The sequence below is a fragment of the Sphingobacterium gobiense genome, assembly GCF_002980575.1.
Taxonomy (GTDB): Bacteria; Bacteroidota; Bacteroidia; order Sphingobacteriales; family Sphingobacteriaceae; genus Sphingobacterium; species Sphingobacterium gobiense.
In genome coordinates, this window is the sequence record NZ_PVBS01000002.1 from 803,240 (window position 1) to 826,478 (window position 23,239).

Below are 23,239 nucleotides of genomic sequence, written 5' to 3' on the forward strand. Positions count from 1 at the left end.
GATACGTATAGCATTGTTTTTTAATATATTAGACAAATAAACCTGGATAGTGATAGTAACGAAAAAATAAAACATGGCAAAAAACATAGGAGGTTACTCTAGGAGGGATTTTGTGAAATCGGGCTTTTTTTTATTGTCAGGCGCGATGGTTGTGCCATCTCTTTTGGCATTTAATCCAGCAGGCGATACACCGGCTTTTACCCTGAAACCGATAGGTAGATCACTCGCTTTAGAAGATTATTACATTTGGTGTTCTTCCCCAATTTGGGGCGACGATGGGAAAGTACACCTCTTCTATTCTCGTTGGAAGAAAGAAAAAGGGATGAGTGGCTGGATTCGAGGTTCTGAAATTGCACATGCCGTGGCCGATCGTCCTGATGCGACCTTTGTAGATCACGGCGTTGTACTTCATCCCAGGGAAGGATACTGGGATAGCACAACTTGTCATAATCCGTTAATTCAGAAAGTAGGCGATACTTATTACCTCTTTTATATGGGAAACTCGAATGGAAAAACGGACACCAAGCGCATTGGTATTGCCACTGCAAAAAGTTTAAACGGGCCTTGGGAACGCCCCGACAACCCGGCATTAATGCCCGGAGCGGAAGGTTCTTGGGACGACCACTGCACCACAAATCCAGCCTTTGTAATGGGCAATGACGGAAAATACTGGCTGTTTTATAAATCTTGGAATACAAAGGAATACCAAGAAGCCTCGGGCAGCGTGAGAGGAAATCGTAAATATGGTCTCGCGAAAGCTGATCACCCATGTGGTCCATATAGCAAAGTGTCAGATGATCCTGTTATAGATTTTTCCGGACGGCCTAACAATGCGCAATTGGAAGATGCTTTCGTCTGGAAAGAAGACAGCACCTATTATATGATCGCGCGGGATATGGGATTTTATAATCATGAATATGGTTTGCTGTTATCCTCTGTAGATGGTCTCCATTGGTCAGAGCCTAAGATTGCTTACCTCGATATGCCCAGCTATGTTCGGGAAGACACGCCTCCGGCTCATCTCAAGCGATTCGGCCGCTTGGAACGCCCTATGTTTTTGCTTGATAAAGATAAAGGCACCCCGCGTTATTTATTTGGTGCAACTCAAGGAGGCTCGTCCAATACATCTACAACCTTCGTATTCGATATACAATCTTATAACCTGTAACAAGTTGCCCAAAAGATGCTGTTTATTGAGGTTTTGTCAGTTTTTAAACGATTTATATCAATTTTTAGAAGCAGAGGCAATACGCTTAATTTAGTTTTGGAAGAGACTATTTCCTAGGAGGGACGTGGATAGCTTTTTTGTTGCGCATGCATAACACAACTATGATGAGAAGAATAATATATGTATTAAAAAAATGTTTACTGTTATCGGTGGGTTTGTGTTGTCTATCATGCCAGGTTGATCGCAATCCGTCCGACTACGGCTATTTATACGAAAATTTACCGTTCGATATGCCTGTCCTTTCACCACCGACATTTCCGAACAACGAAGTGTTGATTACCGATTTTGGCGGAATTGGCGACGGCACAACGTTGAATACGAAGGCATTTGCCAATGCCATGGAGGCACTTTCAGAAAAAGGCGGCGGACGATTGCGGGTGCCGGCAGGCGTGTGGTTCACCGGACCTATTGTTTTTAAAAGTAACATCAATCTGCATTTGGAAGATCGGGCAATTATCTTATTTTCTCCCGACAAAGATTTATACCCTATTGTAGAAACTTCCTTTGAAGGATTAGATACAAGAAGGTGTCAGTCCCCTATTTCGGGAAGGAATCTGGAAAATGTAGCCATCACTGGAAACGGTGCCATCGATGGCAACGGACATTATTGGCGTCCGCTGAAGAAAGAGAAAGTTTCGGAAAGTTTTTGGAAGCGTGCTACGTCAGCAGGAGGGGTTTTCAAACGGGACACCTATTGGATGCCTTCTGCGCAGTATCTGCATGGTGACACCACCAGTGATATGAACGTGCCGCGTCACCTAAAAACAGAAGAAGAGTGGATGTCCGTACGAGATTTCCTTCGTCCGGTGATGGTCAGTCTTATCGAATGTAGAAACGTTTTTTTGCAAGGCGTGATTTTCCAGAACTCGCCTGCTTGGAATATTCATCCGCTGATGTGTGAAAATGTGATTCTGGACGGTGTGCAAGTCAGAAATCCCTCATATGCGCAAAACGGTGATGGACTGGATTTAGAGTCCTGTAAGAATGCAATTGTTGTCAACAGTACTTTTGATGTAGGGGATGATGGTATATGTATCAAATCTGGCAAGGACGAAGACGGTAGGAAGCGTAACCAAGCAACGGAGAACGTTATCATCCACAATTGTACCGTCTTTAAAGGTCATGGCGGCTTTGTTGTTGGAAGTGAAATGTCCGGCGGTGTTAAGAATATTTTGGTGTCCAATTGTCAGTTTTTGGGTACGGACGTCGGGCTGCGGTTCAAAAGCCGTAGAGGACGTGGCGGTGTGGTCGAGAATATTTTCATCCGTGATATTAATATGTTTGACATCGCTACCGAACCCCTTCATTTCAATTTGTACTATGGCGGAAAGTCAGTAGTAGAGACATTAGAAGATGGAGATGAAGCGACAATAGTGGAAGAAATTCCGCCAGTAGACGAAACTACGCCGACATTTAAAAATATCTATATCAATGATGTAGTCTGTGCCAGTGCACGAAGAGCCATGTATTTTTATGGACTGCCCGAACATATGATCGAAAATATCAATGTAGAGAACTTTATTGTCCATTCCAAAGTGGGCGGCGAGCTCCTGGAATCAGAAAAAATCAATTTGAAAAATGTCGCGATTTACCCGGAAGGAGGGCCGGTGCTCACCTTGCGAAATGTACGAAATGTTCATATCGAAGGATTGAAAACAGACGCTACATCGAACATATTTGATGTGTCTGGCCATCGGTCGTCGGATATCGCCATCCACGGTAATTACCGCGAGGAACAGATCAAGATTAGAAAAGATGCGCCATCAGATATGCTGAAATTACATGCCGTCAATTAGTATGAACCGAATGAGAAAATATATCATGTTTTTTAATCCACCAATCAGGAAGAAACGAATAGGGTCCTTATGTCTTTCGCTGATTTTAGTATGGTGTACAGGGTTAAATAGCATAGCACAGTCCAAACATTGGCAAAAAAATCCGCGTAGCCTGCATTATACCGAAGATCAGGGTGATTTCTTGCTCGTTAATGGGAAATATCGCTTTAATCGCGCGCTCTATGGAAATCATAAGCCTTCGCGCGTAGAAGCCGGCGATTTACCCGAGTTTGCCCTGTATATGCCGGGCATGGCAGGCAACCTGCAGTTTGTTCTAGAAAAGGAAGGTGTATATAAAAAATTGATTGACGCTAAGCATATCGAAACCCGGTATCGAGCGGGATCGATGCTCTATCGGGTGCAGGATCCATTGATCGGAAGCGGACATTTAGATATCGTGGTAATGGCCCAAGCGGATGCCGAAGGGATGATTGTTAAGGTGGAGGGAGATGCTGTCTTGCCGACAATGAGACTACATGCTGTCTATGGTGGTGCCAGCGGGCGTAAATTTAGCAGAGGTGGTGATATCGGAGCCGATCCCGAATCCGGATTCTATCTGTTGCCAGAATATTGTATAAATAATGTCTACCAGCTTATCCATAATCGCTTTACCTTGACGTACCTTGACGGTAAAAAAAGAGAGCAAACTGTTTTCGGTACTTTTGGAGGTGCACAGCGTGCTCAACTTTCGGATGCAACCACACTACGTGATTTGAAGCAATTGACACAACACGGAGAGGGGGAAAGTCCTATCGTGTATGCAACATATTCGCTAGAAAATAAGCCGGCCTATATACAGATTACGGGAGGTCAGTTAGCGCAGAAGAATTATACAGATGACGCATTGGCGTCGATTTTTGACCGTGCGGAAGAGGCACGTTTGCAATTGGCAAACCGCGTAAAGCTTAACACGCCTGATCGCTTTATTAATAGCTTTGATGCCGCTTTGGCTGTAGCTGCAGACGGCGTATGGGAAAGCCCAACCTTTTTGCATGGGGCGGTTGCTTGGCGTATGCGCCTGAATGCATGGAGAGGCGCATATGCTGCCGATGTTTTGGGTTGGCATGACCGTGCGAAAGAACATTTTTCCAGCTATGCAAATTCGCAGGTATTGGAGCCTGCAAACGCCAAGGTGGTCATGGATACGGCCTTGCATCTGGCGCGTCATATGGAAGAGATGGGAACGGCTATGTTTTCAAGCGGCTATATTTCTCGTCATCCCAACAACAATACCGTAGCGCACCACTATGATATGAACTTGGTATTCTTCGATCAGTTGTTTACCCATTTCGATTATACCGGTGATCTCACCTATTTGCGAAAGATGTGGCCAACGATTGAGCGGCATCTGGCTTGGGAAAGAAGAAATTTTAAGCGAGACGGCTTGTATGACGCCTATTGCGCGATATGGGCAAGCGACGGACTACAGTATACAGGTGGAGGCGTGGCACATACCACAGCCTATAATTACAGGGCGAACCGGGCAGCCGCAAAATTAGCAAAACTCATCGGAGAAGATGCTTCCTTGTATGAAAAGGAGGCCGATGCTATTATGAAGGCTATGAGAGAACGCCTTTGGCTTACAGATAAAGGTTATTTTGCGGAATATCAGGATGCCTTAGGAAACAAGTTGGTTCACGACAAACCGGGGTTATGGACCATATATCATGTAGCGGACGCCTATATGCTTGACGATTTTGATAACTATCAGAATACCCGCTATGTCGATCATCATTTGCCACATATCCCTATTCAAGTTGATGGACAGGAACATGAAGAGCTGTATACGCTTGCAACAACAACTTGGCAGCCTTACACTTGGTCTGTTAACAATGTTGCACTTGCTGAAAACCTCCAGGGATCCTTGGCTTATTGGCAATCGGGGCGTAGTGAAGATGCTTTCCGACTTTGGAAAAGTAATGTTATCGAGAGTATGTACCACGGTATCAGTCCGGGTAATTTTCAGCAGTTGTCCCATTATGACGCTTTTAGAGGTGAGCTTTACCGTGATTTTGCAGACCCCATAGGTGTTGCCTCTCGTACACTCACAGAGGGACTATTTGGATTTTATCCCCAGTTATTAGATGGTCAAATCTTCGTAAAGCCGGGATTCCCCGAGAAATGGGATTTTGCCGAAATTGAATTACCGCAATGGAGTTATCAATTTAAACGGGAAAACGATCGGATGCATTTTACGATTAATACACAATACGAAAGTCCGGTAAAATTAAAGATGGAGATCCCCGTAACCTACCAGCATATCAAATCCGTTATCGTGAATGGAAAGCCGATCGAATGGAGTCTCAAGTCCTCGTCTATAGATAGGCCATTGCTGCTATTGGAAGCACCGGAGGCCAACCATTTTTCGATAGCTATTATCGGAGACGGACAATTAGACGTGCCATCGATCACGTCGACTGAACATGCTTATACAACAGAATTCGTACTACCACTTGCAGCGGATGTCAGCGTGATGGATGTTTATGACCCGCAAAATCTCCTCAATAGAAAAGAAAACGGGCGTTTTTCGTTTGTACAAAAGCAACATAAAGGAACGTTCTTCGTGAAACTGCACCAGGGAAAAATGACTTGGTGGCACCCCATAAATATAGCGTTGGTCGAGCCCATAGCGCATCATTTTATAGAACGTGATAGACGACATTATCTGATGCTGCAGAATCGTACTGGCGAAAAGATCATAACACGTATACAGGGGACAAATTTTAATCAAGAAATAGAACTTTCGCCCGATAAACAGCAAGAGATAGAAATTCCATCAGACGTCTTGACCATGGGAACAAACCGCTTTTCGCTGGTCGTGGGAGACACACAATGGGATGTGAACTACATCGCTTGGAATATCGATAACCAAGGGGGCTATCAAACGCAAAACCTTTCCTCTTATTACAATGGTCGACTGAATGATATCTTCCAGCAACAATATTTATCTCCTCGACCAGATGTGCCAACATTGCAATTGCCATGGCAGGGAGTCGGCAATTGGTGTTATCCATTAACAACAGCGCATATAGACGATCGTGGCCTGATGGCAGCACGAAAGAATGAGATCGTCACCTACCTGAATATCCCGTTCCGGATTCAAGGAGAAGAACAAAATGTCCTTTTTACGAGCCAATGGGACAACTATCCCATAAACATGGAAATACCTTTAGCAGGAAAAGCCGAAAAAGTGTATTTGCTGATGGCCGGGTCAACCAATCCGATGCAGTCTCAAATGGTAAATGCACGTGTCAAAGTGATCTATATGGATGGAGAAGAAGACGTGTTGGATCTAAAGAATCCGACCAACTGGTGGCCGATTGAGCAGGACTATCTCGATGATAATTATGCTTTCGAAATCCCCGATCAAGCGATTCCATATCGCGTCGAGCTAAAAACAGGAGCAGTTTACAAAGGAGGCGAACTGCCTCGGTATACGGAAATAAAGGGATTTACAAACAGAGCGGTGGATGGCGGAGCGGCAACAATAGTAGACTTGCCCCTAAATAGTTCAAAAGCCCTTAAATCGCTGCAATTAGTAACCGAAACCAATGACGTGGTGATCGGTCTTATAGCAGCAACCTTATTAACGAAATAAAATCACTCATGCGATAAAAACATGCTAATGAATAAAACACTTAAAATGGTAGGCGCGGCAGTTATGCTACTCGCGTCCTGCCAAACGCCCGAAAGTGGGAAAATTGATCGAAAGGCCGTTGTACAACGCCATAATATTGTAAACCATTCGGCTGATACGTTAGCTTCGTTGACCGTAGGAAACGGTGTGTTTGCTTACACGGTGGATGTTACCGGAATGCAATCCTTCCCGGAATATTATAAAAAAGGCGTTTCGCTTGGGACACAGTCGGAGTGGGGATGGAATAGCTTTCCTAATGCGGGAGATTATGCATTTGAGGAAACCCTGAAATCATATGACTTTAATAGCGAAGGACGAGATGCGAAATACAGTATTCAGCATAAAGAAGGCGGCCGGAATACCGAAGCCACAGAATATTACCGCGTAAATCCGCATCGTTTGCAATTGGGTAACGTCGGACTGGCGTTTACCTTAAAAAACGGTGAGCAAGCCACGGTGGACGACATCCATCATGCGGAACAGACCCTCGATCTTTGGACTGGGCTTATCCACAGTAAGTTTACGGTAGAAGATGAGCCTGTAGAAGTTTGGACTGCTTCGGCACAGTCGACCGACAGAATTGCAGTTAAGGTTTCTTCGCCACTGATTGCTGCCGAACGCCTCCAAATATTTATACGTTATCCCTATCCTTCAGGACAATTTCTGGATGAAGCGGCTTATTACGGTGAAGAAGACAAACATCAAAGCCGTATCGTTTCAGAAGGAGAGCATGCAGCCGTTTTAGAACATATACTTTCGGGAACGAACTATTTTACGGGACTCAACTATTCCAATGGGACGATTACGGAGGCAGGTCAACATCATTTCGTCTATCAACCAGCCTCGGATCTGGAAACATTGGAATTCTCCTGTACTTTTGCAGAAGAAAACAGTTTTGAAGCTAGCGAGCCGGATTATGGAAAGATTGCAGAAGAAAGCGAGGATAAATGGCGTGCCTTCTGGGAAAGTGGCGCTGCCGTAGACTTTGAGGGAAGTACGGATCCGAGGGCACACGAGCTGGAGCGTCGTTTGGTACTATCGCAATATTTAACGAAAGTGCAATGCGGTGGTGATCACCCTCCCCAAGAAACCGGTCTGACATTTAATAGCTGGTATGGCAAACCGCATACCGAGATGCACTGGTGGCACGGCGTGCATTTTGCGCTCTGGGGACGCCCTGAAATTATGGAGAAAACGCTGAATTACTATTTTCACACATTTGAAAAAGCAAAGGCGCTGGCGGAACGTCAGGGATATAAAGGCGTGCGCTGGATCAAAATGTCAGATAACGATGGGAATGAGAGTCCTTCTTCGGTGGCCGCATTCCTCATTTGGCAACAACCCCATATTATCTATATGACGGAGCTGGCATATCGTGATAAACAGGACAAAGGGGTATTGGAAAAATACAAAGATCTCGTGTTTGCGACAGCAGAATTTATGGCGGACTATGCATATTACGATAAAGAGAAAGATCGCTACAACCTTGGCTTGGGTGTCATCCCGGCACAGGAAGTGTTTCCCGCTGCTAAAACAATCAATCCAACGTATGAGGTGGCCTATTGGGATTGGGCCTTACGTATCGCGCAGGAATGGAAAGAACGGCTGGGTGAGCCGCGCGTAGCAGCATGGGACGAAGTAATCAATAAGTTAGCGGCATTGCCTGTTCAAGACGATGTTTATTTGGCCACCGAATCGGCAACCGACTCTTATACATTTCCTAAGTGGATGACAGATCATCCGGCAGTACTCGGCGCCTTGGGGATGGTTCCTGAATCTCCGAAATTGGACAAGGCTATTATGAAGAATACGCTGGATACGGTATGGGCTAAATGGTTCTGGGAAAAAACCTGGGGTTGGGATTTTCCGATGACAGCGATGAATGCCGCTCGCTTAAATTTACCTGAGAAAGCTTTGGATGCACTCTTTATGGATATCCAGACCAATACTTACCTTAAGAATGGCCACAACTATCAAGATGGGCGCTTACGTATTTATCTTCCGGGCAACGGAGGGACACTGACGGCCGTAGCGATGATGTTGGAAGGATGGGATGCTTCAGAGGGCGATTTCCCCGGTTTCCCGAAAGATGGATCATGGAAAATTAAAAAAGAAGGATTTAAAAAGATGCCTTAAAACGATTATATGAAGAAGATATTGCTATTTGTGTTGTTAGGCTGTGGAAGCATGGCTTCCATGGCGCAAGACTTTACGACAAAGGAAGATGTCGTGAAGCAGTTACGTTTGGCTAACGATTATTTCATGAAAAAATGGCCCGATCCAGGGAAGACGATTATCACCAATAAGGAACGCCGCGGAAATATTTGGACACGAGGCGTGTATTATGAGGGGCTGATGGCGTTCTATAAAATAGACCCGAAAAAAAGATATTATGATTATGCGGTCGACTGGGCAGAGAAACATGATTGGAAACCCGTGCGGGGCGAAGTGTATACCCGTCACGCCGACAACCAAAACTGCGGTATGACGTATATTGATCTCTACCGTATTGATCCACAACCAGTCCGGATCGAAGCGATCAAAAAGAATATCGATTCGGTCATCAATAGCGGTCGCTACAATGATTGGACCTGGATTGATGCTATACAGATGGCGATGCCGATTTTTGTGAAACTGGGCGTGACCCTTAATGATCCAAAATATTTCGATTATATGTACAAAATGTACCATCATACGAAATACGTAGAAGGGGGTAACGGGTTGTACAATCCGGAAGATCAGCTATGGTGGCGCGATAAAGATTTCGTTCCACCTTATACGGAGCCAAATGGCGAAGATTGCTATTGGTCGCGTGGCAATGGCTGGGTTTTAGCGGCATTGGCGCTGGTATTGCAAGAATTGCCGAAAACTGATCCACACTATGCGGAATATTTAGATGATTTTAAGAAGTTGGCCGAGGCATTGGTGCCCATACAGCGTGAAGACGGTTTTTGGAATGTCAGTTTGCACGATCCGAACCATTATGGGGGGAAGGAAACGACGGGTACAGCCCTTTTTGTATACGGTATGGCTTGGGGTATCAATAATGGTATCCTAGACAAAGCAACATACCTACCGGTGGTGGAAAAAGGCTGGACAGCTATCTCTAAAGAATCCATCCAACCGAATGGCTTTTTAGGTTATGTACAGTCTACCGGTAAAGAACCGAAAGACGGCCAGCCGGTAACCGTTGACAAAGTGCCGGATTTTGAAGATTATGGGTTGGGTTGTGTGTTATTGGCCGGAACGGAAGTGTATAAGATGGTGGAATAAATTTTATTGGTGCCGACTAAAAACTCGGCACCACTTTTTTAATTGTACCATCCTCACTAAATTCTAGGCTGTCGATACAAACCTCCCGATGATATCCCGCCGCACGTCCCATGTGGATACCATTCGGACGACTAAAGCGGTGGTAGACGATGTACCATTGATCTGTATTCGGAATTTGTAACACGGAATTATGTCCGGTTCCGTATATTCCCTTTTCGGAAACTTTTGCTAAAATAAGATTGTCTTCTGGAATTTCCATAGGCCCAGTGGGGGATTTGGACATGGCATAGCGCACGCGGTAGTCTTCACTGCGGGTATCATTTTCTGAATACAGGAAATAATAAATACCATTGCGGCAGAAAACTTCGACGGCTTCGCGGAAATGGGGTAAAGAAAAGGTCTGGAGCGTTTCTTTTTTCATCGAGACCATGTCATCATTCAACTCCACAACAGCCACATAGCCATTTCCCCAATACAGATAGTCTTTTCCCGATATCGGATCATGAAATATATCCGGATCTATTTCTGCGCCCCGATTTATTCCCTCCGGTTTCCAGTCGACAAGAGGTTTCCCCGAATCGACAAAAGGTCCGGTGGGTTCATCTGATACGGCTACGCCAATTTTTCCCGCACCGGTGTAATAATAGTAATATTTGTATACACCGTCTTTTTCTTTCTCGATAATACAGGGCGCCCATGCTTTTTCACGCGCCCAAGGAACATCTTTTGCCAGGTCTAAGATAACGCCCTCATCTTTCCAGTCTAACAAGTTTTCAGATGAAAACGTTTTAAAATAATGACCACTCCATTCCATGAATCCATCACTCGTTGGGTATAAGTAGTATTTTTTGTCTTTCCTCGAATAGATAATCTCTGGATCGGCGTAATAACCCGCTATTATCGGATTTTTGTTGATTTCAGGAAAGCCTGAAGGCTTTCCCCATTTCATGATCAATCGCTGCAGCTCCGCATTGGTGACTGAAACAATAGAACCATGACGCGGTTTGAAGTCCATCGATATCTCTTGGTCGATAGGCGTAAAATTCTCCAAGTCTTCACTTTTTGTAAAATGAAATTCTTTTCTACGATAAACATCGTACATCAGGATATAGGTATCTGAATTGTTCAACTTAAAGATGCTTGAACCTTCTACTGATTCCCGAGTCTGTTGTTTATACCCATCTTTTTCTTCCCATTTGCCGGAAGTGAGGGATGGACTTACAGCCAGCTTGATGCCGTCGCCATGTCCTTCGGTTTTGTAGAACATATAGTAGAGGCTATCCCGGTAATGGATAATGTCACCATCGATACACGGCTTTCCGTCTTTCGGGAAAAACAGTTGCTTGGGCGCTGTCTCCAGGTCTGTGAAATCAGCGTTTGCATAGGCGTAATAAATGATGTCGGGACCATCTCCGTGTTTCATCGACCAATACACCATGTATTTACCAGCTTCTTTATCGTATATGGTCTGTGGCGCCCATACCCGTTTTAGATTTTCCTGCCCGGTATATTTTTGTTGGATATTGATCACATTGGAGCTCCAGTTGATCAGGTCTGTCGATTTCAGCAGTACCATGGCGCGATTGGAATCCCAGCCTTTGGAAGCCATCATATCGGTAGCGACCATATAAAAAGTTTTCCCGTCCTCAGCCCGTATAATATGTGGATCGCGCAGTCCCCCGGCAGAGCTGATCTGTTTACTATCCAAAACGGGTTGATTAGTGTTGAGTGCATAGTAATTATACCCATCAAGGCTGATGGCAAACCGGATGGCTTCGCCGTTTTCCCCACCACCGAAATAAGCAAAGAGGTATCCCGTGAGATCTTTTTCAAGTATGGTACTGCTTTGAGCCAATAACTGTATCCCGGATAATAGCAGCGATACTATAAGGAGCTTTATTTTGATCTGTTTCATACGATGAATTTAAGTTCACAAGATACACCAAATACAATACTAGTTTTTTTCGACGGGGTCGGCAACCTGCGGTGTCCTAGCCCTATCTATCGATAGGGGTTACCTATGCGAACCGATAGTGGCAAAATGCCCCAAAATTCGCTCCTGTCTAGGTGTGCGACAGACCTTAACACGATAAAAACTAATATTTTTAGTTTTTATCGTGTTCTTTTTTTATCTTTGAAGCAGAATCCAATTGTAAGTGTTATGAAAAAGAACAGAAATTTTCTGGGCAAGTATGTCGATATGTGTACCGACTTCGGTATGAAGCTATATTTTGGCCCGGATGGCGGAAAGCCCAATCTCATTAATTTTCTCAATGGTCTTTTTGAAGGGGAGAAGGTCATCAAAGATCTCGAATACCGTCCTGCCGAGCACAATGGTACGCAAGAGGCCGATCGCAAAGTCATTTTCGATTTGTACTGTACTAGCGAAGATGGCAGCCACTTCATTATCGAGATGCAGCAGTTGTCACAGGAGTTTTTCAAGGACCGGACGGTGTATTATACATCTCGCCTCATCAACAAGCTCGTTCCGCGTGGCCACAAAGGCAATACATATGAATTGCCGGAAGTTTACTTCATCGGTATATTGAACTTTGTTCTGGATCGATCGGTATCCGAACAGTATTATTATGATGTAGCCTTGTGTGACCGGGAGAGCAACGTGGTATTTTATGACAAGTTGGGATACAAGCTATTGGTTTTGCCCAATTTTAAAAAGGAACAGTCTGAAATTAAGCGTTATATGGATATGTGGCTATACCTCTTCAAGCATATGGAAGAGCTCGACGAAATGCCAAAATTTTTGGATAATCGGGTATTTGGACTTATATTTGATATTGGAAAGGTAGCAAATTTAACGGAATCGGATATGAAGTTATACGAGTCAAGTTTGAAGAATAAGCGGGATGCGGAAAGTGTCCGCCTTACCGCAATTAAGGAAGGGCTTCGGGAAGGTCGAGAGAGGGGCTTGCAGGAAGGTCTGCAGAAGGGAATGGAAGAGGGAATGGAAAAGGGAATAGAAAAGGGAATAGAAAAGGGAATGGAAAAAGGATTACAAAAAGGTCGTTCGGAAGAACGTGCCCGTGCCGAGGCTGAGAAACTCAAATCTGCGTTGAATTTAAAAAAGAGGGGACTTCGGGCAGAAGATATTGCCGAAGATTTAGGGCTTACAGTAGAGCAGGTCGAAGAACTGAAATAGTGTCTAACACGATTCCGTCATTTTGAGGTACCTCAACATCCTGTTGCGGTACCTCGTTGATTTAACGATGCCCCTCATGTGTGTGTCGAGGTAGCGATATGTGCGCTCTACGGCCCTCAAGGAAGCATCGAGGGCCGACTTACATCTGCTGTTGTCCCTCAATGCTGGCAAGAGCCCCCTCGACACGATGTATCGGTACCTCTACACGTTATATCGGTACCTCTATGTAACCTATTCCCCCCTCAACACGATGGTCTCATACCTCAATAACGCTTTGAGCAACGGCAAAGCCCTATTGTCGTCCCTCAACGTCACGTTGATGCCCCTCATAGGCTCCGACACGGAGGACATATAAACGTTGAGGTCCCCCTTGCTGTCATTGACGCCCCTCGATGTGGTATTGAGGTCCCTCAGCAACGTTTTGAGGAGCCCCAACAAGGTAAAGAGGTCCTTCGTCAGGACAAAGAGTTCCCTCGCCATGCTCTTGTTGTTGCTCAAAATGAACATGAGTAGATGCAAATGCGTGTTTCCACAGCGAGAGAATGGCCTCTGCTCTTATAAATAATATGTTCTCAGACAGGACAGTACAGGTTGCTTCAGCTAGATGAAAATACTAACTTAGGGGATATCAGATATAAAATAAACCTTTTCTTATGCACTATATCAAGATTTTATGCAGTGCCACACTGTTTTTCGCGATGAATACGCTGGCTTTTTCACAAGACACGAGAGAGCGTAATTATATGTACGAGATTTTAAAACCTAATCATGCTCAAAAGCCGGAAGTAAGGGGCTTCGCCAAAACGAGAGTGGAAGAAAGCTTGAACCGTGGCTTGACATTAGCGCGTATCCAGGAAGGCGGTGCGATCCACATCAGCTGGAGGTTGTTAAAAACAGATGAAGAAGACGTCGCGTTTAATGTATATCGTTCTATAAATGGCAAAGAAACGAAGTTGAATAAGAAACCTATAACAGAAACAACGGATTTTGCGGATACGCAAATTAAAGCTGATAATGCGCTGTATTGGGTGGAAGCCATACAGGGGAAAGGACGCACTTTGAGTGAAAAGAAGTCACTTTCAAAAAAAATAGACGAAGAAGCCAATTATCATAGTATCAAGTTGAAAGATCCAAGTGTGACAGCCGGTCGAGTAGCTGTCGCGGATCTTAACGGCGACGGTCAATACGACTACATCATTCGTCACCCGAATAGTAACGTGGATCCGGGGGTACCTACGCCTGATGACGGCACCACGTATAAAATTGAAGCCTATTTGCACGACGGTACCTATTTATGGACGAAGGATTTGGGGTTGGGAATTGAGCCCGGGGTTTGGTACTCCCCATTTATCGTCTACGATTTTGACGGTGACGGAAAGGCGGAGGTAGCATTGAAAACAGCAGCTGATGACTATAAAAAAAATGAAGCTGGACGGATATACGAAGGCAGTGAGTATTTATCGGTATTGGATGGCATGACAGGTGAAGAAATTGCTCGGGTAGACTGGCCGGAGCGAAACAATCGTTACGGTGACGTAAACCGCCAGAATAGAAATCAGATCGGCATGGCTTATTTAGATGGGAAGACGCCTTGTATTCTTGCTGCGCGCGGAACCTATAGATTAATGGTGGTCGATGCATGGCAGTTGGATAATGGTAAACTAGAAAAACTATGGAGATGGGATGGCGACGAAGAGAATCCTGTTGTTCGGAGCCAGGGCGCACATAACATGGTTTCTGGCGATGTAGATGGAGATGGAAAGGATGAAATCTTATTGGGATCATGTATGCTGAATAGTAATGGAACCTTACGTTGGTCAACCGGGTTGGGGCACTCGGATAAGGCTTACTTGACCGATATCGATCCACAGAGAGAAGGAATGGAAGTTTTTTTAGCTATTGAACCTTGGGTAGATAACGGCTATGGTGTTTCTACGGTGGATGCTAATACCGGAGAGCGAATATGGGGGGTAGGTCATAAAACGTTTCACGTCGGTGATGGCATGGTCGCGGATATAGATCCGAACAGCCCGGGATTAGAATGTTTCGCTTCCGAAGATAAAAAAGGTGGATCGACAGATAAATACCTGTTGAGCGCACAAGGAGAAAAATTAGGCGCTAACGAGGACGTTCCTCCTTGTCGAAACTGGATCTGGTGGGATGCAGGCAATGTACGGCAGTTATTTTTCGGTGATGATAATCGCTGGGGTGCAGAATCGACATCAGGAGGAAGAAATCAATCCATCGGTTATTGGAAAGGCGATAAAATAGCTAGTGGTATCTATGGTGATATCATCATGATTGCAGATTTATTTGGCGATTGGCGTGAAGAAGTGGTTACAGCGCTACCGGGTGAACTTCGGATGTACCATACCGATATTCCAGCGAAGGATCGTAAAGTAACCCTGATGCAGGATCCCATCTATAGAAGTTATGTACTTCAACGTTCGCAAGGTTATCCGCAAGCACCGGTTCCATCTTATTATTTGGGAAATTAATTAATTGAATATGTTACGTGGCGAAAAAATACTTTCTTTTTTATTAACGGTTTTGCTATCATCTTCTGTATTGCAGGCGCAAGTAAGAAGTGCCATTTCTTTAGAAAAAGGATGGAGATTCCATAAAGGAGAAATACCTGGAGCTGAAAGTAATGCAATAGATGATACAAATTGGGAACAAGTGGTCGTACCTCACGACTGGGCCATCAAAGATCCATTTGATAAGGAAATCGATAAGCAAGTCATCGCCATAGAGCAAAACGGAGAGAAAATTCCGACAGAAAAAACGGGTAGAACCGGATCACTACCTTATATCGGTGTCGGATGGTATCGATTGGTTTTACCCGAAGTTGATGTCAATAATAAAAAAGCGACGCTTGTTTTTGACGGAGCTATGTCTGATGCACACGTCTATATAAATGGACGTAAGGTCGGTTCCTGGGCATACGGATATAATAGTTTTCATTTTGATATCACACCTTATCTGCAAGATCAAGGACATAATTTGTTAGCTGTTCGTTTGGAAAATAAAGGGTTGTCTTCTCGATGGTACCCTGGAGCAGGTATTTACCGACCGGTTAACTTAGTTCTTTCTAACCCATCGGGTGTAAGGACATGGGGAATGTTTGTGAAGACACCGATTGCTAATGAGGATTACGCACGTATCAATATCCGTACAGAATTGGAAGGTGTACGGAATAAGAATCTAAAGGTCATTACCACAATAACAGATCAATCGGGTAGAATAGTCGCACAACGTAAGGGAGAATTTGATAACGTCCAAGAGATCGTTGAAGAAAATATAGACATCACTAAACCTAAACGCTGGTCTCCTGAAGATCCTTCCCTTTATTGTGCTAAGATCGAGATTTATGAGAATGGTCGTTTGCTAGATATGGACTCTACACGGTTTGGTATACGAGACGTACAAATTAATGCGCAAGGTGGCTTTATGTTGAATGGGAAATCGCGTAAGCTAAAAGGTGTTTGTCTTCACCACGATTTAGGCCCGTTGGGCGCGGCGCTGAACAAAGCAGCACTACGTCGCCAGCTGCAAATTATGAAAGATATGGGAGCCGACGCGATACGGACGGCGCACAATATGCCTTCTCCTTGGCAGATGGATTTATGTGATGAGCTAGGATTGATGGTTATCGCCGAAAGTTTTGACGAATGGAAATATGCAAAAGTTAAAAACGGTTACAATCGTTTATATGATGAATGGGCGGAGAAAGATCTCGTTAATTTGATCCGTCGCCACCGGAATCATCCGTCAATTGTCATGTGGAGTATTGGAAATGAAGTGCCGGAACAAAGAAGCGCTAACGGCGGCCGGATGGTTAAGTTGCTTCAGGACATATGTCACCGAGAAGATCCTACCCGTCTGGTTACGGTGGGTATGGACCGAGTGGACAACGCTATAACTAATGGTTTTGCGGCAGTTTTGGATGTTCCCGGCCTGAACTACCGAACGCATCTTTATGAGACGGCCTACGGAAAGTTGCCGCAGGGATTTATCCTCGGCTCAGAGACAGCTTCGACGGTCAGTTCTAGAGGCATCTATAAATTTCCAGCTATAGAAGGGAAAGAAGTAAAGTATGATGATGGTCAAAGCTCGTCTTACGACTTGGAGTCTTGCAGCTGGTCTAATCTTCCCGAAGACGACTGGATACTACAAGATGATAAATCGTGGGTCATTGGCGAATTCGTGTGGACAGGTTTTGATTATTTAGGAGAACCTACACCATATGATGGATACTGGCCTTCTCGCAGCTCATATTTTGGCATTTGTGATTTGGCTGGTCTGCCCAAAGACCGCTATTATTTGTACAAAAGCCGTTGGGATACGGTAGAATCAACACTACATATACTACCCCACTGGACGTGGGACGGAAAAGAAGGAGACACTATTCCTGTGTACTGCTACAGCAGCTACCCCGAAGCTGAGCTTTTTGTAAATGGCGTTAGTCAGGGCAAGAGAAAGAAAGACCCTTTGTCAAGACTAGATCGTTACCGTCTGCGATGGAACGAAGTCGTATATCAGCCAGGCACAATCAAGGTCATTGCATATGACGCAGCGGGTGAAATTGCCGAAAGTAAGACAGTACACACGGCATCGAAACCTACTACAATCTACCTTAAAGCCGATAAAACAATACTGGACGCCGATGGAAAGGATCTTGCTTTTGTGACAGTTGAAATCCGGGATGAAGAAGGCAATCTTTGCCCTCATGCTGACCTACCATTACGTTTTGAAGTGGAGGGCGCTGGTATATTTAAAGCAGTATGTAATGGAGATGCAACTTCCTTAGAAATGTTTCATGAACCCAAAATGAATGCCTTTAACGGTAAACTGGTTGTCTTGGTGCAATCCGTCGAAAAATCGGGAACTATAGACTTGAAAGTAAAAGGACCGGAGCTAAACACGGCATCTATACGTATGATGGCACAGTAACCACCTTTCTATCAATCTTCCGCTCTCCCGTGTGCGTGTTACAGTGCTCTTCCGTGGTTTGACAGTACGGTGATGTATGATTTTATGGATAGAAGTTGTAAATGTTATTGATTAAACGTAACTTAAACAATTAATTACACTTTATGCAACCGGTTTCACTCAGCGTGTTGCCGAAACGTAAGGTGAATTTACCTATAGCTATTTAAACTTATATGATGAAAAGAAAAGAGTTTATTAAAAGTACTGCTATGTTGGCTGCCGCTGGCATGGTCTATAAAGCAAATGCTTTTTCTTCCCCCCAAAAAAATCTTAAAGTGGGGCTGATTGGTGTAAAGGGCATGGGCTGGGCCAATCTAATGGCTTTGCTCAAGCAACCTAATGTGCAATGTACCGCACTATGCGATGTAGACGAAGGTGTTTTGGATCAGCGTATAGCCGAGCTTAAGAAAAGGAATATTGAAGTCAAACGTTTCATCGATTATAAAGAGCTGCTAGCAGGAGATCTGGTGGATACCGTGATCATCGGCACGCCAGATCATTGGCATTGTTTGCAAATGGTGGATGCCGTAAAAGCGGGCAAGCATGTGTACGTCGAGAAACCAATAGGTAACTCCATCGGGGAATGTGAGATTATGGTGGCAGCGGCGCTAAAATACAATAGCATTGTGCAAGTGGGACAATGGCAACGGAGCCAAAAGCATTTTAAAGACGCTATTGATTTTGTGCATTCAGGTAAACTGGGTAAAATTAGATTAGTAAAGGCATGGGCTTATCAAGGCTGGATGAAAAGTATACCCGTAAAGCCTGATGCGCCGACACCGCCAGGTGTTCACTACGATCGATGGTTAGGTCCAGCAAAGGAAAGGCCATTCAACCCTAACCGTTTCCATTTTGAATTTCGCTGGTTCTGGGACTATGCAGGTGGACTGATGACTGATTGGGGAGTGCACATGTTGGATTATGCACTATTGGGTATGCACGTATCGGATCCGCAATCGGTTATGGCTGCCGGAGGTAAATTTGCTTACCCGGATGATGCCGCGGAAACACCAGATACATTAACTGCAGTGTTTGAATATGATGATTTTAATATACAGTGGGAGCATGCTATAGGCATAGATCAAGGACCTTATAGTAGAGATCACGGTGTTGCTTTTATAGGCAACAACGGGACGCTTGTGCTGAATCGGAAAGGATGGGAGGTTATTCCTGAAAGTGATCGGATGGAAGCGATTTCATTGCAGAAAAGTCAAGATAACGGTTTGGAAAAACATATGGCGAATTTCGTGCAGGCGATACAACGTAAAGATGCTACATTACTACATGCTCCTATTGAAGCCGGAGCGCATATCGCTATCTTTTCGCAGATGGGAAATATTGCCTACCGAACGGGTAAAAAACTGTACTGGGATAAGGAAAATAGGAAATTTACAGACGAAGAAGCTAATCGTTACCTGATGGCCGAATATCATAATGGTTACAAACAGCCTCAGCTGTAAACGAAGAAACCTGTTCTGTCGATTGTGAGCAGAAAAATAGTATCTAAAACATATAAACCACATCAATATGTCTCGATTAGTAACACTATACTCCCTTCAATGGGGAGATTTATCATTAGAGCATGTTTGTGCCAAAGCAAAAGAATTTGGTTACGACGGACTTGAGCTGGGATTGCCCGATCACCTGGATGTACGACAAACCGATCCCGCATATTATCAGGGTATCAAAGACCTTTTGGGAAAGTACGGGCTGCAATTACGCACGATTTCTTCGCATTTGATCGGCCAAGCGGTATGCGATCGGATTGACGAACGGCACAAGAGCATTTTGCCCGAGTATATATGGGGGGACGGTGAACCTGAAGGTGTCCGCCAGCGCGCTGCGGAAGAGTTGGTATTAACAGCGAAGGCTGCCAAATCATTAGGTGTAAATACGGTAGTCGGATTTACGGGAAGTCCCATATGGCATTTACTTTATTCGTTTCCTCCCGTTCCAGAATCGATGATTGAGGAAGGCTACAAAGCGTTTGCCCGTCGTTTTATTCCCATTCTGGATGAATTTGAAAAATTAGGTGTCCGTTTTGCACTGGAAGTACACCCAACGGAGATTGCATTCGATACATTTTCGGCACGCAGCGCATTGGAAGCTGTTGGGAATCATCCTGCTTTCGGATTTAATTACGACCCCAGCCATTTAGGGTATCAGGGGGTAGACTATGTAGACTTTATTTACCAGTTTCCCGATCGAATTTTTCACGTCCATATGAAAGATGTTTATTGGAGCGATACGCCTAAACAAGTGGGGGTGTTTGGTGGGCACGTCCCATTTGGGGATCCTCGGCGCTTTTGGAATTTCAGAAGCGTAGGAAGGGGCAAGATCAATTTTGAAAATATTATACGTGCGCTCAACACCATCGGGTACCAAGGTCCCCTTTCGATAGAATGGGAAGATAGCGCCATGGACCGTGATCACGGTGCACGCGAATCCTGTGAATTTACCAAACGCATTGATTTTCAAATGTCAAAACACGCGTTCGATGCTTTTTTTGCAAAAGATTAATATATCGTTTTATGGAGACAACAAACAGAAAACTGAAAATGGGCATGGTCGGAGGTGGCATCACCGGTTTTATTGGCGCCATTCATCTGCGAGCGGCCTTAATGGAAAATAGGATTGAATTGGTATGTGGATGTTTTAGTTCCAATACGGAAGTCTCTCGGCAGTCGGGAAGCGTTTATTGCCTTCCTGAAGAACGTATATATAGTACGTATCAAGAGATGTTCGAAAAGGAGATGTTATTATCTGAAGAAGAACGAATGAACTTCGTCACTATCGTTACACCCAATAAACATCACTTCGAGCCAGCTATGATGGCGCTTGAGAGAGGTATCCACGTAGTGCTGGACAAACCAATGACATTCTCGCTAGAAGAGGCAAAGGTACTTCAAAGGAAAGTCGAAGAAACAGGGCTGGTGTTGGCGCTGACCCACGTTTATTCGGGATATCCCGCCGTTAAAGAGATGAAAGCAAGAATTGCTGCTGGCGAATTGGGTAAACTGCGTCGTATTTACGTAGAGTATCCCCAAGGTTGGCTGGCAGGACGCATAGAAATAGAAAAGGGAAACAATGCGGGTTGGCGTACCGACCCGAAATCATCGGGTAAAGCAGGTTGTATGGGCGATATCGGCACACATGCTTGGCATCTATGTGAATATGTGTCGGGATTGAAGGTTGAAGAAATGTGTGCCGAACTGAATACCTTCGTGCCCGGGCGCCCGATTGATGACGATGGCACGGCTATGATGAGAATGGAGCAGGGAGTGAAAGCCCTATTGGCGGCCAGTCAGATAGCCGCTGGAGAGTCCAATAATATCAATATCCGGGTGTATGGAGAGAAGGGTGGTCTGCAATGGATTCAAGAAGATCCAAACATATTGTATCTGAAAACGTCCGATGATCCTGAACAAATTATACATATTGGAAGAGATCGTTCCTATTTAGGTAAGAATACACAATGGAATGTACGAACACCGGGAGGACACCCCGAAGGCTTTATCGAGGCTTTCGCTAACATCTACCGTAATTTTGCTCTGACGGTTGCTGCGCAGAAGGCAGAAGAACAGCCTACACCAGAGATGTTGGATTTTCCTAATGTATACGACGGCGTGCGAGGCATGCAGTTTATTGAGACGATCGTGAAAGCGGGATGGGATGATGAAGCCAAGTGGGTCAAATGGGTGGAGTAAAGGGGGAGAGGCAGGTTGCCACAGGTTGCCGCTGAATGAGCAAAACAATAACTTGCGTATAGCAATGCCATAAATAAATCATTGCACATACGAAATGATTAAATTTTACAACATCATCATAAGTTTGGTATGGCCGTTTTGTGTATCGACGCTTTCAGCTCAAATTATGCAATACGAGTTCAGTTTTGGCAAAGCCTTTAGCGATCGCTCTGTTATATTAAAAACTGCTGAACCGTACGAGGCAAATGGACAATATGGTTTTGAATTTGGTTCTGAAAAAAATGTCGAGATACGGGAGGGTAGCCATATCTTATTTAGTAACAAGCCCTTCTATTTCTCCGTCAATGTGCCCGAAGGAAACTATAAGGTATCAATTGGATATCAGGGGCTGAGCGATAGCGTATTCAAGAGTACGGTCCGTTCCGAGTCAAGACGATTGCAGTTGGAACAAGTAAAGGTACCGCGGAATAAAGAGGTACAAAGAAGCTTTATCGTGAATCGAAAAGATGCACGTATCCGTGAGGGAGAATATGTGCGCTTGAAAAAGCCGCGCGAATTAGAAAAGTTAGACTGGGACGATAAACTTACCTTAGAATTTCAACATACCAACAATATACGCTACATAAGGGTAGAGCAGGTCCAGGACGTACCAACCATTTTTTTGGCGGGTAACTCCACGGTGGTTAATCAAGATCACGAACCTTGGGCATCTTGGGGTCAGATGATTCCGCGTTTTTTCGATACCCAAATGGCGATTGCCAATCACGCGGAATCAGGCTTAGCGTTAAGTTCGTTTCTAACGTCTAAACGGCTGGATAAAATATTAACCATCGCCAAACCAGGTGATTACCTTTTTATCGAATTCGGGCATAACGATCAAAAAGAAAAAGGTGAGAAAGCGGGCGCTTACAACGGTTATACCGAACGACTGCGCTATTTTGTAGAAGCTTTTCGCGCAATAGGCGGTATGCCAGTTATTGTTACCTCTACAGCGCGACGTTCTTTTGATTCCGACGGACAGCTACAATATACCTTAGCCGACTATCCCAATGCGGCCCGCAAAGTAGCCCAGGAATTACAGGTGCCGCTAATCGATCTGAATAAGATGACCCGCACATTTTACGAAACTTTAGGCGTGGAAGGCTCGAAACAAGCATTCGTTCATTATGCCGCAAATACGTTTCCAGGGCAACCCGAGTCTTTGCAAGATAACACACACTTCAATACCTATGGCGCATACCAAATCGCAAAAATGGTACTTCAAGGTATCATCGACAACCGCTTAGATATACGCAAACATATTATTGATTTCAAAAGCTATAAATCTACCAAGCCCGATGCGCCCGAAGATTGGGAATGGCCGTTGAGTGTAAAAAATAGTGATAGGAAGCCGGATGGAAATTAAAGGTA

Annotated in this window: 14 protein-coding genes; 12 read left to right on the forward strand and 2 right to left on the reverse strand. The window is 44.6% G+C overall.

Annotation, left to right across the window (positions count from 1 at the left end):
• Positions 1–73 precede the first annotated feature (73 nt).
• The 5 genes from C5749_RS12170 to C5749_RS12190 all read left to right on the forward strand — a co-directional run bounded on the left by C5749_RS12170 (position 74) and on the right by C5749_RS12190 (position 9,973).
• Positions 74–1,168: a glycoside hydrolase family protein gene (locus tag C5749_RS12170; RefSeq protein WP_181151391.1), complete on the forward strand. Its 1,095-nt coding sequence runs from the start codon at positions 74–76 to the stop codon at positions 1,166–1,168.
• 161 nt (positions 1,169–1,329) lie between these two features.
• Entirely contained in the window at positions 1,330–3,024 is a 1,695-nt protein-coding gene (locus tag C5749_RS12175) for a glycoside hydrolase family 28 protein (protein ID WP_245893756.1), read from the forward strand.
• 10 nt (positions 3,025–3,034) lie between these two features.
• Positions 3,035–6,661: a DUF4450 domain-containing protein gene (locus C5749_RS12180; protein WP_219847975.1), complete on the forward strand. Its 3,627-nt coding sequence runs from the start codon at positions 3,035–3,037 to the stop codon at positions 6,659–6,661.
• Positions 6,662–6,688: 27 nt separating this feature from the next.
• Positions 6,689–8,836: a hypothetical protein gene (locus tag C5749_RS12185; protein WP_245893757.1), complete on the forward strand. Its 2,148-nt coding sequence runs from the start codon at positions 6,689–6,691 to the stop codon at positions 8,834–8,836.
• A gap of 9 nt (positions 8,837–8,845) precedes the next feature.
• The gene (locus C5749_RS12190) at positions 8,846–9,973 is read left to right on the forward strand and encodes a glycoside hydrolase family 88/105 protein (protein ID WP_105726403.1); all 1,128 of its coding nucleotides are present in this window, start codon (positions 8,846–8,848) and stop codon (positions 9,971–9,973) included.
• Between the two features lie 16 nt (positions 9,974–9,989).
• Here C5749_RS12190 and C5749_RS12195 read toward each other — a convergent pair whose 3' ends face one another.
• Positions 9,990–11,888, reverse strand: a complete 1,899-nt coding sequence (locus C5749_RS12195; RefSeq protein WP_105726405.1) for a glycoside hydrolase family 43 protein — start codon at positions 11,886–11,888, stop codon at positions 9,990–9,992.
• Between the two features lie 246 nt (positions 11,889–12,134).
• Between C5749_RS12195 and C5749_RS12200 the strand changes: the two genes are divergently transcribed.
• Positions 12,135–13,130 carry an Rpn family recombination-promoting nuclease/putative transposase gene (locus tag C5749_RS12200; protein ID WP_181151393.1) on the forward strand — a complete coding sequence of 332 codons (996 nt, stop codon included), beginning with the start codon at positions 12,135–12,137 and terminating at the stop codon, positions 13,128–13,130.
• Positions 13,131–13,361: 231 nt separating this feature from the next.
• Here C5749_RS12200 and C5749_RS12205 read toward each other — a convergent pair whose 3' ends face one another.
• Positions 13,362–13,610 (reverse strand): hypothetical protein, encoded by a 249-nt coding sequence (locus tag C5749_RS12205; protein WP_146113748.1) that lies wholly within the window; start codon positions 13,608–13,610, stop codon positions 13,362–13,364.
• A 173-nt stretch (positions 13,611–13,783) separates the two neighbouring features.
• Here C5749_RS12205 and C5749_RS12210 point away from each other — a divergent pair, with 173 nt between their 5' ends.
• The 6 genes from C5749_RS12210 (at position 13,784) to C5749_RS12235 (ending at position 23,234) form a co-directional block, all read left to right on the forward strand.
• Positions 13,784–15,628 (forward strand): rhamnogalacturonan lyase family protein, encoded by a 1,845-nt coding sequence (locus C5749_RS12210; protein ID WP_181151396.1) that lies wholly within the window; start codon positions 13,784–13,786, stop codon positions 15,626–15,628.
• A 10-nt stretch (positions 15,629–15,638) separates the two neighbouring features.
• Positions 15,639–18,083 carry a glycoside hydrolase family 2 TIM barrel-domain containing protein gene (locus C5749_RS12215; RefSeq protein ID WP_105726413.1) on the forward strand — a complete coding sequence of 815 codons (2,445 nt, stop codon included), beginning with the start codon at positions 15,639–15,641 and terminating at the stop codon, positions 18,081–18,083.
• 212 nt (positions 18,084–18,295) lie between these two features.
• A complete protein-coding gene (locus C5749_RS12220; RefSeq protein WP_105726414.1) occupies positions 18,296–19,582 on the forward strand; it encodes a Gfo/Idh/MocA family protein in 1,287 nt (428 codons plus the stop codon).
• A gap of 67 nt (positions 19,583–19,649) precedes the next feature.
• On the forward strand, positions 19,650–20,642 hold the full coding sequence (locus C5749_RS12225; RefSeq protein WP_105726416.1) for a sugar phosphate isomerase/epimerase family protein: 993 nt from the start codon (positions 19,650–19,652) through the stop codon (positions 20,640–20,642).
• An 11-nt stretch (positions 20,643–20,653) separates the two neighbouring features.
• Entirely contained in the window at positions 20,654–21,829 is a 1,176-nt protein-coding gene (locus tag C5749_RS12230; RefSeq protein WP_245893758.1) for a Gfo/Idh/MocA family protein, read from the forward strand.
• A 94-nt stretch (positions 21,830–21,923) separates the two neighbouring features.
• Complete coding sequence (locus tag C5749_RS12235; RefSeq protein ID WP_105726418.1) at positions 21,924–23,234, forward strand: rhamnogalacturonan acetylesterase; 1,311 nt, start codon at positions 21,924–21,926, stop codon at positions 23,232–23,234.
• Positions 23,235–23,239: the final 5 nt, after the last annotated feature.